Annotated in this window: 18 protein-coding genes and 1 pseudogene; 12 read left to right on the top strand and 7 right to left on the bottom strand. The window is 69.6% G+C overall.

Annotated features, from left to right (window positions below; translation table 11 throughout):
• Window positions 1-217 precede the first annotated feature (217 nt).
• From AB0L71_RS13065 to AB0L71_RS13030, 8 genes and pseudogenes are all read left to right on the top strand, one after another.
• Window positions 218-724, top strand: a complete 507-nt coding sequence (locus AB0L71_RS13065) for a GNAT family N-acetyltransferase (RefSeq protein WP_365241771.1) — start codon at window positions 218-220, stop codon at window positions 722-724.
• Window positions 725-1,245: 521 nt separating this feature from the next.
• A complete protein-coding gene (locus AB0L71_RS13060; protein WP_365241768.1) occupies window positions 1,246-2,898 on the top strand; it encodes an ATP-binding protein in 1,653 nt (550 codons plus the stop codon).
• The gene (locus tag AB0L71_RS13055; protein ID WP_365241765.1) at window positions 2,895-3,302 is read left to right on the top strand and encodes a roadblock/LC7 domain-containing protein; all 408 of its coding nucleotides are present in this window, start codon (window positions 2,895-2,897) and stop codon (window positions 3,300-3,302) included. Before AB0L71_RS13060 ends, AB0L71_RS13055 begins: the two co-directional genes overlap by 4 nt.
• Window positions 3,299-3,670 carry a DUF742 domain-containing protein gene (locus AB0L71_RS13050; RefSeq protein ID WP_365241762.1) on the top strand — a complete coding sequence of 124 codons (372 nt, stop codon included), beginning with the start codon at window positions 3,299-3,301 and terminating at the stop codon, window positions 3,668-3,670. Before AB0L71_RS13055 ends, AB0L71_RS13050 begins: the two co-directional genes overlap by 4 nt.
• Window positions 3,651-4,265 carry an ATP/GTP-binding protein gene (locus tag AB0L71_RS13045; RefSeq protein WP_365241759.1) on the top strand — a complete coding sequence of 205 codons (615 nt, stop codon included), beginning with the start codon at window positions 3,651-3,653 and terminating at the stop codon, window positions 4,263-4,265. Before AB0L71_RS13050 ends, AB0L71_RS13045 begins: the two co-directional genes overlap by 20 nt.
• 64 nt (window positions 4,266-4,329) lie before the next feature.
• Window positions 4,330-5,889, top strand: a complete 1,560-nt coding sequence (locus tag AB0L71_RS13040; RefSeq protein ID WP_365241756.1) for a cytochrome P450 — start codon at window positions 4,330-4,332, stop codon at window positions 5,887-5,889.
• Window positions 5,890-6,031: 142 nt separating this feature from the next.
• Window positions 6,032-7,378 carry a 6-phospho-beta-glucosidase gene (locus tag AB0L71_RS13035; protein ID WP_365241753.1) on the top strand — a complete coding sequence of 449 codons (1,347 nt, stop codon included), beginning with the start codon at window positions 6,032-6,034 and terminating at the stop codon, window positions 7,376-7,378.
• A gap of 22 nt (window positions 7,379-7,400) precedes the next feature.
• Window positions 7,401-7,520 (top strand): annotated as a pseudogene (locus AB0L71_RS13030) (IS5/IS1182 family transposase); the annotation flags it as partial.
• Window positions 7,521-7,534: 14 nt separating this feature from the next.
• Here the strand turns inward: AB0L71_RS13030 and AB0L71_RS13025 are convergent.
• The 3 genes from AB0L71_RS13025 to AB0L71_RS13015 all read right to left on the bottom strand — a co-directional run bounded on the left by AB0L71_RS13025 (window position 7,535) and on the right by AB0L71_RS13015 (window position 9,119).
• Window positions 7,535-7,834 carry a hypothetical protein gene (locus AB0L71_RS13025; protein WP_365241750.1) on the bottom strand — a complete coding sequence of 100 codons (300 nt, stop codon included), beginning with the start codon at window positions 7,832-7,834 and terminating at the stop codon, window positions 7,535-7,537.
• 392 nt (window positions 7,835-8,226) lie between these two features.
• On the bottom strand, window positions 8,227-8,667 hold the full coding sequence (locus AB0L71_RS13020) for a hypothetical protein (RefSeq protein WP_365241747.1): 441 nt from the start codon (window positions 8,665-8,667) through the stop codon (window positions 8,227-8,229).
• Complete coding sequence (locus AB0L71_RS13015) at window positions 8,661-9,119, bottom strand: ATP-binding protein (protein ID WP_365241744.1); 459 nt, start codon at window positions 9,117-9,119, stop codon at window positions 8,661-8,663. Before AB0L71_RS13015 ends, AB0L71_RS13020 begins: the two co-directional genes overlap by 7 nt.
• A 208-nt stretch (window positions 9,120-9,327) precedes the next feature.
• Between AB0L71_RS13015 and AB0L71_RS13010 the strand changes: the two genes are divergently transcribed.
• The 4 genes from AB0L71_RS13010 (at window position 9,328) to AB0L71_RS12995 (ending at window position 12,061) form a co-directional block, all read left to right on the top strand.
• Complete coding sequence (locus tag AB0L71_RS13010) at window positions 9,328-10,188, top strand: helix-turn-helix transcriptional regulator (RefSeq protein ID WP_365241741.1); 861 nt, start codon at window positions 9,328-9,330, stop codon at window positions 10,186-10,188.
• Window positions 10,188-10,424, top strand: a complete 237-nt coding sequence (locus tag AB0L71_RS13005) for a DUF397 domain-containing protein (RefSeq protein ID WP_365241738.1) — start codon at window positions 10,188-10,190, stop codon at window positions 10,422-10,424. Before AB0L71_RS13010 ends, AB0L71_RS13005 begins: the two co-directional genes overlap by 1 nt.
• Before the next feature lie 260 nt (window positions 10,425-10,684).
• Window positions 10,685-11,494: an SAM-dependent methyltransferase gene (locus AB0L71_RS13000; protein WP_365241735.1), complete on the top strand. Its 810-nt coding sequence runs from the start codon at window positions 10,685-10,687 to the stop codon at window positions 11,492-11,494.
• Window positions 11,495-11,614: 120 nt separating this feature from the next.
• Window positions 11,615-12,061, top strand: coding sequence for a YchJ family metal-binding protein (locus AB0L71_RS12995; protein ID WP_365241732.1), 447 nt, complete (start codon window positions 11,615-11,617; stop codon window positions 12,059-12,061).
• A gap of 141 nt (window positions 12,062-12,202) precedes the next feature.
• On the opposite strand, the gene AB0L71_RS12990 is transcribed toward AB0L71_RS12995, so the two are convergent.
• The 4 genes from AB0L71_RS12990 to AB0L71_RS12975 all read right to left on the bottom strand — a co-directional run bounded on the left by AB0L71_RS12990 (window position 12,203) and on the right by AB0L71_RS12975 (window position 15,688).
• Window positions 12,203-13,417 (bottom strand): acyl-CoA dehydrogenase family protein, encoded by a 1,215-nt coding sequence (locus AB0L71_RS12990; protein WP_365241729.1) that lies wholly within the window; start codon window positions 13,415-13,417, stop codon window positions 12,203-12,205.
• A 4-nt stretch (window positions 13,418-13,421) separates the two neighbouring features.
• On the bottom strand, window positions 13,422-13,895 hold the full coding sequence (locus tag AB0L71_RS12985; protein ID WP_365241726.1) for an SCP2 sterol-binding domain-containing protein: 474 nt from the start codon (window positions 13,893-13,895) through the stop codon (window positions 13,422-13,424).
• 94 nt (window positions 13,896-13,989) lie between these two features.
• Window positions 13,990-14,253: a hypothetical protein gene (locus AB0L71_RS12980; RefSeq protein WP_365241724.1), complete on the bottom strand. Its 264-nt coding sequence runs from the start codon at window positions 14,251-14,253 to the stop codon at window positions 13,990-13,992.
• Window positions 14,254-14,473: 220 nt separating this feature from the next.
• Entirely contained in the window at window positions 14,474-15,688 is a 1,215-nt protein-coding gene (locus AB0L71_RS12975) for a helix-turn-helix domain-containing protein (protein ID WP_365241721.1), read from the bottom strand.
• Window positions 15,689-15,694 lie beyond the last annotated feature (6 nt).

Raw genomic sequence — 15,694 nt, 5'->3', positions numbered from 1 at the left:
CCCGGCCTCGCTGGATCGCAGGCTCGATTGCCCCTGCGCCTCGCCATCCCGGGTGGTGAGGGCGAGGCGCAGGGCTGGGACGGGATCAACGTCGGACGGGGCGCACCCGCTCCACCGGCCTACGCGAACTCCGCGCGGGCGCTGCCGGACGAGCTCTCGACTTCGGCCTCGGGAAAAGGACTTGGCCCGGCTCGAAGGGCCTTGGAGAATGACTGTCATGCGGATTCGACAGGCGTGGCCTGGTGACGCCTCGGCGGTTGCCGGCATCTACGTGCGTTCGTGGCGAGCGGCCTTTGCCGGTCTGGTTCCGCAGCATTACCTCGATGCCATGGACCCCGCCCGTGAGGAGTCCGGTTGGAAGACGCGTATCGCGGAGACTCGGTGGCCGTCGTCAGGGGTCCTGGCAGCCGAAACCGAGGCGAGGGTCGTTGGGTTCACGAGTTTCGGCCCGTCTCAGGAGAGCCCTGCCATCGCTGAGATCGGCACGCTCTACGCGCTGCCCGAGGTCTGGGGCACTGGGGCGGGAAAGCAGTTGATGCTGGCCACGCTGTCGGCTCTCGAAAAGGCCGACTACACGCAAGCCACCTTGTGGGTACTGGAAGACAACCAACGGGCCCGGCGTTTCTACGAGGCCGCCGGTTGGCGCGCGGACGGAGCGGCCGTGGAAGACACCACCGGCGGCGCCTCTCTGAACAAGCTGCGCTATGGCCGCTCTCTGGGATAGGCGACCTGTTCTGCGACGTTGACCGGTGCGTCAAAGTCTGGCCTGTCGCGGAAGCCGTCGAGAGGGGTGTGGCGCGAAAGCTCTCCGCCCGGCCCCCCTAGCCGGTCCGCTTCGATCGCCTGTGCGCGCGTACGGATGTGCGGGATGTGGATGGTTCATTGCGGCGTTCAGCCGTTCGGCTTACATCTCCACTCGTCGTACTCCTGACACGCAGGCGCTCGAACCGGCACCCCGGCGTGGTGTCGCCCCGACCCCCTATGCGGTACCCGAAGCGCTGATGGGCGCACCTGGGGCGCCCGATCGTCCCGCCTCGCGCACACAACGAAGCGCTGAGTGCGAAAAACCCGCGCGTGCATGCCCGCGCCAGAACCCGTGCCGAGGGCCGGCTGAAGGTGCGGGAGCACTCACGCGATCTGGCTAAGCTCACGCGCAGTGGAGTCGAGTTGAGATGAATTCGAGCGCTTGTTCCTGAGTGTCCTGCAAGCGTGCATACCTCCCGCATCAACCGCCAGAGGTTCCAGATGGTTCGTGTTGAATCACCGCCGGTCGAACGAGAAACCCCCATCGCCCGTGCCCTGTTGCTGCCCCTCCTCCTGATGGGCGGTGCGACCGCCGCCGCGGTGGTGCTGGTCTCCGAGGCCGTTCGGATACCACTGGCTTGGTACGGCGCGCTCGCCACCGTGGTGGTCGCCGCGCTCAATGTCCGCCTCGCCCGCCGCGGGCGCGATCTGCGTACCCAACGAGCGGTGTACGAACGGCGCTTCGCCGACCTGGAGCGGCGGGTCGCCGCGCACGACGACGAGACCGTGCGGATCAGCAAGGAGCTCCTGCCGGCCGCCATCCACCGGCTGCGCGTGGGCAATTCGCCCGAAGAGGTGCTCCGGGACGTCGTCGACGCGGACGAGCAGTACCGCGAACTGCCCGACGCACAGCGCAGCCTCGTCCTGACGGTGCTGAGGATCATCGACGACGAGGAGGCGACGCGTGACTCCGCGCAGCGCGCCTTCGTCAACGTCGCCCGGCGCGTCCAGGCGATCGTCCACCGTCAGGCGAGTGAACTGCGGGAGATGGAGGAGCACCACGGGCGTAACCCCGACGTCTTCGACGACCTGCTCCGCATCGACCACGGCACCGCGCTGATCGGCCGTCTCGCCGACTCCATCGCGGTACTCGGCGGTGCCCGCCCCAGTCGCCAATGGCCCAAGCCCGTACCGCTGTTCAGTGTGTTGCGCGGCGCCATGTCGCGCATCCTGGAATACCCGCGCGTCGATCTGCACGCGATCGCCAAGGTCGCCATCATCGGTACGGCCGTCGAACCGCTCATCCACGCCTGCGCCGAGCTCCTCGACAACGCCACCCGCTACTCGCCGCCGCAGACCCGCGTGCATGTCACCGCGGTCGAGGTGCAGACCGGCATCGCCATCGAGATCGAGGACGGTGGGGTCTCGCTCAGCGAGGAGGCCCGCGCGCGGGCCGAGAACATGCTCGCCCGGGCACAGGCCGGCTCCAGCATGAACGACCTCGGTGAGTCCCCGCGCCTCGGCATGGCGGTCGTCGGGCGGCTCTCCCGGATGTACGACCTCCAGGTCTCCCTGCGGCAGTCCGCGTACGGGGGCGTCCGCGCCGTGCTCATCGTGCCCCGCGTCATGATCACCACCGGACCGGCCCCCGGCATCGCCCACGGCATCGGCGCCACGTCGAGGCCCACCAGCGACATCGACCACGCGGCCATGAAGCACGTCGTGCCGGCCCGCCGCAAGCCCCGCAACCCCGTCGCCCAGCGCCCCGCCACCGGACCGGTCGCACCGGTCGCACCGGCCGGCCGCCCGCCCGCCCCGCCCACCCCCATGGCCTCCATGGAGGACGACGTCCCCGTGGTGACCGAGTGGACCGCGGGCGGCCTCCCGCAACGCCGCAGCCGCGGCCGCGCCCCCCTGGGCTCCCACCACCTCCCCGCACAGGCCACCGACCCCACCGCCGCACCGCGCACCAGCCCCACCACCAGCTACGGGCAAGGCAACGGCCACGGCACCGGACAGGGGAGCGACAGCGGCAGGGAGCAGCCCCCCGGGCTCTGGCTGGAGGCCTTCACCAACGCCGTCAACGGTGTGCCGCAGGAGCCGAAGACCGACGAAGACTCTGACGACGCCCGGGACAAGGGAGACCTGAAGTGATCCAGCAGCGGGGCAACATGGACTGGATGCTCAAGGAACTGGCCGACGACGTGCCGGACATCCACCAGATCGTCGTGCTCTCCGCCGACGGACTGCGCATCGCCCAGCACGGCGGCGACCCCGATGTCGCCGACCGCCTCGCGGCCGCCTGCGCGGGCCTGCAGAGTCTGGCCGCCGCCGTCGCCACCGAAATCCCGTACAGCGACGGCCTCATGCGCCTGGTCGTCATTGAAGTCACCGGCGGCTTCTTCTATCTGATGGCCGCCGGAACCGGCGCGTACCTCGCCGTTCTCGCCGGTGAGACGGTCGACGCGGGGCTCGTCGGCTCACGGATGCGCGACATGGTCGTCAGGATCGGGGCGCACCTGACGAGCCCGCCGCGCCACGGCGGGCAGTTCGGATGAACGCTCCCCGGCGCGAACGCCGAGAGGCCGATCCGGCACTGAGCGACCCGGAACGGCTGTACGTGATCACTGGCGACCCCGACGGCAGCGAGCGGGCACCGCTCGACCTGGTCACGATGGTCGTCGCGAAGGCGCCGCCGACGCCCACGGTCCAGCCCGAGCAGGCCGTGATCCTGCGGCTCTGCGAGGCGCCGTTGTCCGTCGCCGAGCTCTCGGCCTACCTCGGTCTGCCGTTCAGCATGGTGACCTCGCTCCTGACCGAACTTCTCGCGACCGAACTCGTCGAGTCGCGCGCGCCCGTCGTCCGGGCCGCGCTGCCCGACAGGTCCCTTCTCGAAGCGGTGATGCATGGACTTCAGAAGCTCTGACACGATCACCGGCCCCCGGCGCGAGGACGTCCTTCCCACCACGGCCACGGCCGCGGTGAAGGTCGTGATCGTCGGCGGGTTCGGGGTCGGCAAGACGACCATGGTCGGATCCGTCAGCGAGATCCGGCCCCTGACCACCGAAGAGACCATGACCCAGGCCGGTGTCGGCGTGGACGACAACTACGGGGTGGAGAGCAAGACCGCCACCACCGTCGCCATGGACTTCGGACGGATCTCCCTCAGTGAGGAACTGATCCTCTATCTGTTCGGCACCCCGGGCCAGGAACGGTTCTGGTTCCTGTGGAACGGCCTGTTCGAAGGCGCCCTCGGTGCGGTGGTCCTGATCGACACCCGCCGGCTCGAAGTCAGCTTCGACGTCATCGGCCGGCTGGAGGAGCGCGGCGTGCCGTTCGTCGTCGCCATCAACACCTTCCCCGGCGCCCCGAAACACCCCGTCGAAGCGCTGCGCGCCGCCCTGGACCTCCCCGAGGAGGTCCCGATGATCGACTGCGACGCCCGACTGCGTGGCTCCAGCCGCGACGTACTGATGACGCTGATGCGTTATCTGCACCGCTTGGCCCTCCCGCTCGGCTGACCACGGCCCCGCCCCCACGCGTCCCACCCCTGTGGACCCTGGAACCCTGATCCCTGGAGCGATCGTGACAACCCCCTATCCCTACGAGCCCGCAGCGGCCCGTGGGCCGGTCCCGCCCCCCGGGTGCCCGGCCCACGGCCCCGGCGGCACCGGCCCCGGCGGAGTGCGCCGCCTGTACGGCCCGGAGGCCGAGCGGGACCCCTACGGGCTGTACGAGAAGCTGCGCGCCGAACACGGCAGCGTGGCACCGGTACTGCTGCACGGGGACGTGCCCGCCTGGCTGGTCCTCGGGCACAGCGAGAACCTGCACATGACCCGCACCCCGTCGCAGTTCTCCCGCGACTCCCGGCGATGGCGGGCGCTGGACGACGGAACGGTCGGCCCCGACCACCCCCTGACCCCCGTCTTCGGCTGGCAGCCGGTCTGCGTCTTCGCCGACGGGGCCACCCATGAACGGCTGCGCGGCGCGGTCACCGACTGCATCGGCCGCATCGACACCCGCGGAGTACGCCGCCACATCAACCGCTTCAGCAACCGGCTCGTCAACGACTTCTGCCAGGAAGGCCGCGTCGAGCTGGTCAGCCAGTTCGCGGAACGGCTGCCGATGATGGTGATGTGCGCGATCCTCGGCATGCCCGAGGAGTACAACGACCAACTGGTCCGGGCCGCCCGGGACATGACCCGTGGCACCCCGACCGCCATCGCGAGCAACGCCTACGTCCTGGACGCGCTGAAGCGCCTCGTCCGGCGCCGTCGGCGCGAACCCGCCGACGACTTCGCGACCTGGCTCGTCGAGCATCCGGCAGGACTGAACGACCAGGAGGTCAGCGAACACCTGCGGCTGATCCTCATCACCTCCTACGAGGCGACCGCCAACCTGATCGCCAACGTTCTGCGCATGGTGCTCACCGACCCCCGCTTCCGGGCCAGGCTCAGCGGCGGCCATATGACGGTGCCCGAAGCGGTCGAACAGACACTGTGGGACGAACCGCCGTTCACCGCAGTCTTCGGCCGCTGGGCCGTCGGTGACACCGAGCTCGGCGGCAAGCGGATCAGCGCCGGCGACGCCCTGATCGTCGGCATCGCCCCGGCCAACACCGATCCGGTGGTACGACCCGACCTGGACGCCGACATGGAGGGCAACCGGGCCCACCTCGCCTTCAGCGGCGGCCCCCACGAATGCCCCGGGCAGGACATCGGACGGGCCATCGCGGACGCCGGGGTCGACGCCCTGCTGATGCGGCTTCCCGACCTAGAACTCGCCGTAGACGAGACCGAGTTGCGCTGGATCGGGAACCTCCTGGGACGGCATCTGGTGGAACTTCCGGCGGACTTCGCAGCCCGTCCGCCGCAGGACGACAGGGAACCGCCGTCCATGGGCAGGCCCCACCCGCAGCGCCAGGACTGGGAGGTGCAGTCCACCGGCCGGCCCACCGTCCCCGCTCCCGGCCCGGCACCGGCCGCGGCGGAGGCCGACGGCACGACAGGCGGGACGACGGGCGGTGCGACGGACGGCGACGGGCCCGCCGGCCCGCCCACCTCCGGCCGGATCCCGGGGCAGCGCGGCCCGGCCGCCTCCGCACGGGTCTGGCGGGCCGTCTCACGGTGGTGGACCGGCACCTGACCCGGCCCGCGGACCGGGGGCCGGCACGGGGCATGGCCCCGTGCGGCGGCCGCGGGCGGTTGGGCCCGCGGCCGCCGGGGGAGCGCCGCCGTCCGGAGTCGCTCGGGCCCCCGCCCGCCCGGCCCCCGTACCATGCGGAAGCGTGAAGCTGACAATTCTGGGCGGTGGCGGATTCCGGGTTCCCCTCGTGTACGGGGCGCTGCTCGCCGATCACGCCGAGGGCCGCGTCACCGCGGTCACCCTCTACGACACCGACGCCGACCGGCTCGACGCCATCGCCCGGGTGCTCGCGGAACAGGCCGCGAACATCCCGGACGCACCCACCGTCACCGCCACCCGGGACCTCGACGAGGCGCTGCGCGGCGCCGACTTCGTCTTCTCCGCGATCCGGGTCGGCGGCCTCGAAGGACGGGCTGCCGACGAACGGATCGCCCTCGACGAAGGCGTCCTCGGCCAGGAGACGGTCGGGGCGGGCGGGATCGCGTACGGGCTGCGCACCGTGCCCGTCGCCGTCGACCTCGCCCGCCGTATCGCGCGGCTCGCCCCGGACGCCTGGGTCATCAACTTCACCAACCCGGCCGGACTGGTCACCGAGGCCATGTCCCGTCACCTGGGTGACCGGGTCATCGGCATCTGCGACTCCCCGGTGGGCCTCGGCCGCCGCATCGCCCGGGTGCTCGGCGCCGACCCCGACCGGGCCCGGATCGACTACGTCGGCCTCAACCACCTGGGCTGGGTCCGCGGACTGCACGTCGACGGCCGCGACGAACTCCCGCGCCTGCTCGCGGACCCGGAACTCCTCGGCTCCTTCGAGGAGGGCAGACTCTTCGGCGCCGACTGGCTCCAGTCGCTGGGCGCCGTCCCCAACGAGTATCTGCACTACTACTACTTCAACCGGGAAGCCGTGCGCGCCTACCAGGACGCCGAGCAGACCCGGGGAGCCTTCCTCCGTGAGCAGCAGGAGGGTTTCTACGCCCGGGTGAAGGACCCGGGCGTCCCCGCGCTGCCCGCCTGGGACCGCACCCGCGCCGAGCGCGAAGCCACGTACATGTCGGAGAACCGGGAGGTCGCCGGGGTCGGCGAGCGGGACGAGAGCGATCTGGAGTCCGGCGGCTACGAGCAGGTGGCTCTCGCGCTCATGCGGGCTGTCGCCCGCAACGAACGGACCTGCCTCATCCTCAACGTCCGCAACCGCGGCACCCTGTCCGTGTTCGACGCGGACGCCGTCATCGAGGTGCCCTGCCTGGTCGACGCGAACGGCGCCCGTCCGGTCGCCGTCGACCCGCTTCCGTACCACGCGGTCGGGCTGGTCACCGCGGTCAAGGCCGTGGAACGCGCGGTCCTGGACGCGGCGGAGAGCGGCTCACGCGCCACCGCGGTGAAGGCCTTCGCGCTGCACCCGCTGGTCGACTCGGTGACCGTGGCCGGGCGTCTCCTCGACGGATACCGGAAGGTCCATCCCCGGCTCGGCTATCTGGACCGTCCCTGAGGGCGGTCCAGACCACTCCTGACTGGTCGACCAGGGGTTCAAGAACCAGGTCGTCGCGTACGGCGCCGGCCTGGGCATCGACGTCGAGATTGCCGAACGCAACCCGCAGGACAAGCGGTTCGTGCCGCAGCCGAAACGGTGGATGAAAGCGCGAGGCTAACAGTGATAGCCATCAGGACACTCGGCGAGCAGTACTCCGAAGACCCAGAAGAAGAGGACCAGCGCGCTGGACACCGCTCCCATGATGGTGAAGCGTCGGCGAGCTTGCGGTCGACGCCCCACATGCGCCAGCACGATTCCCATGGCAGGCGCTGCCACCGCACTGATGAGGGCAGCCAGCGCGAACATCCAGCCCATCTCCTCCCGAACCTGCGGCGCTCCCAGCGCAAACGCGATCGCAGGGGTCAGGAAGACAAGGGGAGTGGCCATCCACCACCACGACAACACCGTGTTCACCCGGTCCACTCTGGAAGACGTCCGGCGACCAAGTAGTGCGTCACTGGGATGCCGATCCGAAGTGTCGCAGGGAGATGACATGCCGAAATCATAGGTTGTCCCGGAGCGCCCAGCAGCGCTCAACCACGATCAACAACCCTTCTGGCCTCGAAGTTTCGTGACGGTCCGCCGACGGAGTCGGTGGACCGTTTTCGTGCCGTGGACGGAGGCTGTTTCGCGGCACCGATAGCCCGCAGGGCCTTCTCCCCGGCCGCTGCGAGGGTGTCGATGAGGCGGGAGAGACTCCCGGGCTCGCAGCGATCCGGTCGCCTCAGTGAAGACGGCGAGGATACGGGGGTAGTCCCGGGTGTCCGAGCAGGTCCGCCGGCCCGGCCGGGAGCCGGTCGGCGAGGTCAGGGAGTGGAGACGACGGGTGTCCCGCCGGAGGGCGCCCATGAAGGCTGCACACCGGTGAGTTGACACACCATCAGGAACAGCGGGATCGGTGGGGTGTACGGCGTGCGGGTGTCGGGATGGTGGATCAGCCGGTGCTGTGCCGCCGGAACGTACGCGCCTGTCGCGTAGGAGGTCTGAGCGGGCCAGTCCAGATCGAGGTCGGATCCCGCGGGCACGATCCACCACCAGCGGTCGGTGTCCGCGAAGACGCAGCCGATGCGCGGCAGATGCGTCAGCAGCTGCAGACCGTGCTGGGACGGCACTCCCACCGCGTCGCAGCCCAGGTTCGCCGACAGCGAGGGAGGCAGCGACAGCCGGACCGTGTCCGTGTCGGCGGTGCGTGCGGGCCGGGTGAGGTGGCGTGCCGCGAACAGCTGGTACATCGCGCTCTTCAGCATGACCACTCCGAGCCGTGTGTCAGTTCCGCCCAGACGATCCGCCCCGAGCCGTCCACCGCGTCGCGGGAGCCCCAGGCGCTGCTCATCGCGTCGACGAGCAGCAGACCACGGCCGTGCTCGTCGTCGGCGGTACGGCACAACTGAGGTCCGCCGGGTTGGTGTCCTTGGTCCTGCACGGCTATGCACAGCCGTCTCCCGAGCCGCCGCAGCTCGCACACGACGCGGGCGCTGGCGGTGTGCACCACCGCGTTGGTGACGAGCTCCGAGACGATCAGGGCCGCGGCATCGAGGGTGTCCCCGTCCAGCCGCCACTCGTCGAGTCTGGCCTTCGCCAGTCGTCGTGCACCGGCCACCGATTCCGGGTGCGCGGGCAGCGCGAAGCAGTACCGGAGCGCTTCTGTCCCCGGCCGGAGTTCCATGAGCCGGGGGATAAGCGCGCTGCCAGGTGCCACAACCGATTCCTCACAGTGGGAGCTGCGTCACTTTCCGTGACCTCATACGCATGAGGACGGTCCGTGAACGCATGAACTGGTTCACTGAACAACTCTCTACCCGTCGGTGACACTTGGCAAGGGGCACTCTGAAAATTTCAGAGTGATAGTTTTCTGAGTGTTCGGCGCATGGCACACTGCTGCCAAACAGCGCATCGGGAGGTCTGAAGTGAGCGAACCGCGGTCCGCCCCGACCGTGGGGCAGGTCGTTCTCGGCAAGCGCCTGCAGGACCTGCGGGAGAGTGTCGGGCTGGGCCGTGACCAGGCTGCCAAGGTGCTGCGGGTCGCCCCTGCGACGATCCGCAGGATGGAGACCGCCGAGGTCGCGCTCAAGATCCCCTATGTGCAGATGCTGCTGAAGGAGTACGGCGTCGCCGACGGCGAGGCCGAATCCTTCGTCCAGCTGGCCGAGGAAGCCAACAAACCCGGCTGGTGGCAGCGCTTCCATGATGTGCTGCCCGACTGGTTCAGCATGTACGTCAGTCTGGAGGGGGCGGCGAGCCTCCTGCGCATGTACGAGCCGCACTTTGTGCCCGGACTGCTCCAGACCGAGGACTACGCGCGCTCGGTGATGCGTACGGGGGCCATTGGTCAGACCAAACCCGAGGACATCGAGCGCCATGTCGCGCTGCGGATGGAACGGCAGTCCCTGCTGACCCGACCGGACCCGCCGAGGCTGTGGGTGGTGATGGACGAGACGGTCTTCCGCCGTCCCGTCGGCAGCGCCGACATCATGCGCGGTCAGATCGACCGGCTGCTCGAAGCGGTCGAGATGCCGCGTGTGACGCTGCAGATCGCGGAATTCTCGACCGGTCACCACCCGGGTACGTACGGGCCCTTCGTCCTCTTCCGCTTCAGCATCCCCGAACTTCCCGACATGGTCTACAGCGAGTACCTGACCGGCGCCGTCTACTTCGACGCGCGTCCCGAGGTGGCCTCCTACCTCGAAGTCATGGACCGCATGGCGGCGCAGGCCGCAACTGCACAACGCACGAAGGAAATCCTCCGGGAATTCCGCAAGGAGCTGTGATGGAACCCATTTACAACGGCATGCCGGCCGGTGATCTCGGCTCCGAGGGCTGGCACAAGCCGTGGAGCGGTGGGAACGGAGGCAACTGCGTCGAAGCCATGAAGCTCTCCGACGGCAGGATCGCCGTACGCCAGTCCGCCGATCCTGACGGCCCTGCCCTGATCTACAGCCACCGCGAGATCGCCGCCTTCATCCAGGGCGCCAAGTCCGGGCAAGCGGACTTTCTCCTCGCCTGAGACACCCAAGACGCCCAAGACGCTTGCGACGCCCAAGACGCATGGGACGTCAGAGACGCCCATCACACCTGAAACGTCAGAGACGCCTGAAACACCTTGAATCACCCGGCTCACCTGCACTTACCGACACAACTGAAGCCCCTTGAGCACCTGAAAACATCTGCGGCACGACCGTCTTTCCTGCAATTCCCCAGCGCCGGAGCCCTGCCTCCGTCCACACTCTTCTTGTTCGCCGACCTTACGAACCCCTGGAGCGCGCTATGACCGGGCAGGAGTCCCACGCCATCGAGATCGACACGAGCAAGCCGCATCCCGCCCGGATGTACGACTGGTTCCTCGGTGGCAAGGACAACTACCCGGTCGACGAGGAGATGGCCAAGCAGCTGCTCTCCGTCGACGCCCGAGGGGGCGACATGGCCCGGGTCAACCGGGCCTTCATGCACCGCGCCACCCGGTGGCTGGCCGAGCAGGGCATCCGCCAGTTCCTCGACATCGGCACCGGTATCCCCACCGAGCCGAACCTTCACCAGATAGCCCAGGGGACCGCCCCCGACGCCCGCATCGTCTACTGCGACAACGACCCGATCGTCCTCGCCCACGCGGCGGCACTGCTGCGCTCCACCCCGCAGGGCGCCACCGAGTACATCCAGGCCGACGCCCGTGATCCGGAAGTCATCCTGGAACGGGCCGGCCAGGTCCTCGACTTCGACCAGCCCATCGCCCTGTCGCTGCTGGCCCTGCTGCACTTCCTGGACGACGAGGACGGCGCCGCCGACCTCGTCGACCGCCTGGTCGAACGGCTCCCCTCCGGCAGCTACCTGGTGCTCTCGCAGACCACCGGGGACTTCGACCCCGAGGGCGCGGAGAAGGCGTCCGCGCTGTACAAGGCCCGTGGAATGACCCTGCGGCTGCGCTCGCACGCCGAGTTCAGCACGTTCTTCGGCGGACTGGAACTCGTCGAGCCGGGAGTCACCCTCTCCGCCGACTGGCACCCGGAGCTCGGCCCGGTCGTCGACGTCCCCGGGGACGAGCCCATCCCCGGCTACGCGGGCGTCGCCCGCAAGGCCTGACCGCCCCGCCGGGCGCCGTCGCTCCGATGCCTCGGCCCGGAGCACGGCGCCCCCGCCCACCCGCACCGTCAACCGGCCGCAGGCGCGGAGGGGGTCCGGAGCGCGGGAGACAATGGGCGCATGTCACGACGCACCCCACGGCCGAAGCGGTCCGCCGCCGCAGCACGGCCTGCCACGATCACCGCACAGTCGCCGTGCCCATGCGGTCTGCCCGCCACCTACGGCGACTGCTGCGGCCGCCTGCACGCCTCGGCCGCCACCGCGCCGAGCTGCGAGGCACTGATGCGCTCCCGGTACGCCGCCTTCGTCGTCCAGGACGAGGCGTACCTGCTGCGCACCTGGCACCCCGACACCCGGCCGCCCGCCGTGGACTTCGATCCGGGGCTGCGCTGGACGGGGCTGGAGATCCTGGAGACGACGGAGGGCAGCGCGTTCCACACCACGGGGACCGTCACCTTCCGCGCGCACTACACGGACCACGGCCGGCCGGACGCGCTGTACGAGAAGAGCCGCTTCGTCCGGCACGAGGGCGCGTGGGTGTACGCGACCGCCGTCTTCGCCGAATGATGTCCCTCGCGTCCGTGATCCGGCCGGGCCCGCCGGCACCGGCACAGGTGTGAGCTCGACGAGAGACACTGGCCGAGCGGCCCGGAGGTCCGAGGTGCCGGGAGCACGGACAGGCGCGCCCGGCAGCCTCGCCGGGAGGGATCAGCGGATGTGGCGTCCGGAGATCGCCCGGGCGATCACCAGGCGCTGGATCTCGCTCGTCCCCTCGAAGATCGTGTAGATCTTGGCGTCGCGGTACATCCGCTCCACGGGATGCTCCCTGCTGTAACCGGCGCCGCCCAGGATCTGTACGGCCTTCTCGGTCGCGGAGACGGCGAGCTCGCCCGCGCGCAGTTTGGACATGGAACCCTGGCCCGCGTCGAAGCTCCGGTCGTTGCGGGCCATCCACGCGGCCTGCCAGATCAGCAGCCGCACGGCCTCGATCTCGGTACGGAGGTCGGCCAGTGCGAAGGCGATCGACTGGTTCTCGATGATCGGCCGGCCGAACGCCTCGCGCTCGCCCGCGTACTCCAGCGCGTACTCGTACGCGGCACGGGCGATGCCCAGGGCCTGGGCGCCGACGGTCGGGCGGCTCACCTCGAAGGTGGCCATCGCCGCCTGCCCCTTGGCGTTCGTCCCCTCGCGGGCCCGGGCCAGCCGGGCCTCCAGCTTCTCCTTTCCGCCGAGGAGACAGTGTCCGGGTACGCGGACGTCGTCCAGGAAGACGTCCGCGGTGTGCGAGGCGCGCAGGCCGAGCTTCTTGATGGTGCGGCTCGCCGCCAGGCCCTTCGTGCCGGGCGGCACGATGAACGCCGCCTGCCCGCGGGCGCCGAGCGAGGGGTCGACGGACGCGACGACGACATGGACCTCGGCGATGCCGCCGTTGGTGATCCAGGCCTTCTGACCGGTCAGCACCCACTCGTCGGTGGCCTCGTCGTGACGGGCCCGGGTGGTCATCGCGGAGACGTCGGAGCCGGCCTGCGGTTCGGAGACGCAGAAGGCGGCGACCTTCGGGTCGTCCTCGTCGCCGTAGCACTGCGGCACCCACTCGGCGAGCTGGTCCGGTGTGCCGGAGGCGAAGATCCCGGCGACGGCGAGGGAGGTGCCGAAGAGCGCCATGCCGATGCCGGCGTCGCCCCAGAACAGCTCCTCGTTGGCGATCTGCAGGGAGAGACCGGACGGGTCGCCGTACATGTCGGCGAGGGATTCGAAACCGTACAGGCCGATCCGGGCGGCTTCCTGGATGACGGGCCACGGGGTCTCCTCCCGTGCGTCCCACTCCGCGGCCGCGGGGCGGACGACCTGGGCGGCGAAACCGTGCACCCAGGCACGCAGATCCTGCTGTTCCTCGGTGAGCGCGAGGGAGAAGTAGCTCATCGGCTCAGGCCTTCGGGATGTCGAAGTAGCGGGTCAGTCCCGAGGCCAGCGACACGTCTCCGGCGACCTTCAGCTTGCGCATCATGAACATGGTCACGGGATTGCCGTTGCCGGAGACCAGTTTGAGGAACTCGGTGTCCGCCATCACCAGCGTCGTGCGGGGCTCGCCATCGGAACGGCCCTCGGTCACGGTGCAGCTGCCGTCCGAGATCGCGGTCTCGAAGACCATGTCGCTGTCCCCGGTGATCTTCCAGCGGATCAGCGCCTTCAGCTGTCCCGCCGCCTCCGGGCGGAACTGCTGCTTCATCCGGCCGAAGACCTCGCCGAGTATGCGCGAGCGCAGTTCGCCGTGCATGACCTCGCCGAGCTGCTTGGCGGACAGGCCCTTGACGATGCGGGCGAATTCGGTGGGGGAGACGGCCGTGAAGTCGAGCCCGGTCAGTTCGTCCACGAGCGCGCCACGGGGGTTGTCGGCCATGCCGGTTCCTTACTCCAGAGTAAACTTACTTTTGAGTAAGGTACGAGTCGGGCCGCCCCCTTCGCAAGACGGATGCGGGAGAGGGTGCGGCGGATCACCAGGGCGCGCCGGGGTGGACCGGCAGCAGCGGGTGGTGGGCCGCGAGGATCTTGTTGGCGCGGGCCAGCTCGGCCAGGGCCTGTTCGCGGTCGGCCTGGTCCTCGACGCAGAGCCGTGGGCCACGGAAGCTGCGCACCTCCCGCGCGGCGCACGCGGCGTCGTACTCCGCCTGGAGGATGTGCGGCGGGGTGCAGGCCCCGATCAGCGCGGCGACCCGGTCCGGGATCGGCACGGGGACGAGGAGGTGTGAGGCGGTCATGGGGGGATTCCCTCTCGGGTGGTCGGCCTGGAGATGGTGCTGGATGCGGCCGCCGGGTGGGCGGCCGACTCCTCCATGTCTACGGGACGTACTTCCGGGTTAATCGTTGAGAACGTCTCCGTGTGGCAACCGTTCGAGAGTGATCGGCTCTTTCTCTTTACCCGTAAGTAAGTTGAATCTGTGTGAGGTGCGTGCTGGGGCCGATACGTTGCCGCGCTGATCAGGGCGGTGCGTCGTTGCTCCGGGCCCGCAGTTGCATCGCACGCAGCACGGCCTCGGTGGAGAACCGGGACTCCGGGTCGACGAGTTGCTCACCGAAGATTGATTCCAGGTTGCGCATCCGGTACCGGACGGTCTGCGGGTGCACATCGAGCAGCTCGCCCATCTGGGCGGCGGTCCCACGGGTGTCGAGCCAGATCCGCAGGGTTTCGATCAACCGCTCCCGGCGGTTGACACTGATGCCGGAGACCGGCGCGAGTTCACGACGCGCCAACTGGTCCAGCAGGGGCGGGTCGGAGAGGAGCCACAGGGTGATGAGGTGGTCCTCGCAGAGGATCACCGGCGCGTCGTCGATGACTCCGGCATCGACGAGTTCCAGCACCCGGCGGGCCCAGCGGATCGAGTCCGACGCCAGCGCGGTGGGCACGGTCAGCCCGACCGCGGCGTGGGTGCCCGGGAGCGCGTGGTCGAGCATGCGTCTTCGCATCTCGTCGAACGGCCCCGGGAACAGTAAATGCGGCTGCGGATCGGTGAAGTCGACGAGGACGTCACGGTCGAGGCCGAGCCGCCCGATGTCCGCCGAGGGACGCACCGCGACGAGTGTCACCTCGTCGGGCAGGGCCCAACAGGTCTGCTCACAGAGTTCGGCGATGGCGGTACGGGGCACGGGCCGGCCGGCGAGTATCAGATGGAGCAGTCGCCGCCGGAGCGTGTCCGTGTGGTCCCCGGTGGCCGCGCGAACCTCCAAGTAGCCCTCGCGGGACAGGGATTCGAGCTCGTCGACGTAGGAGAAGAGGGCGTCCGCGAAGGTGAGCATCATCGTGGGGGAAAGGTTGTAGCGTCGGCCCACCTTCTTGGCCCGGCGCAGTGCGATCCGGGCGCCCAGTCGGTACGCACCCTGCAACTGGTCCAGGCTGCGTCCCTCGTAGGCCTCGAACCGGCCGAACCTCCGGCACATCTCGTCACGCAGGGTCGAGGGAGCGGTCGGCTCGGCGACCTGGTCCACGAAGACGGAGATGCTCTGTTCCACACCGACCCGGATGCCCTGGCCGTAGGGGCCGTCGAGCAGACGCGCGTACTCGGGGTAGGCGCGGATCACCTCCATCCCGATCTCCTTGATCAGGCTGGGGACTTCGGGCCGCACGATCGCGGCGAACTCCTGCGGCAGTGGTCCTAACGGTTCTCCGAGCTCCGAGGGTTGTGCAACTCCCGGCATTCCTGT

The organism is Streptomyces sp. NPDC052052, from assembly GCF_040680455.1.
Classification (GTDB): Bacteria; Actinomycetota; Actinomycetes; order Streptomycetales; family Streptomycetaceae; genus Streptomyces.
Note: the sequence above shows the minus strand (reverse complement) of the source record. Positions and strands in the feature narration are given on the sequence as shown.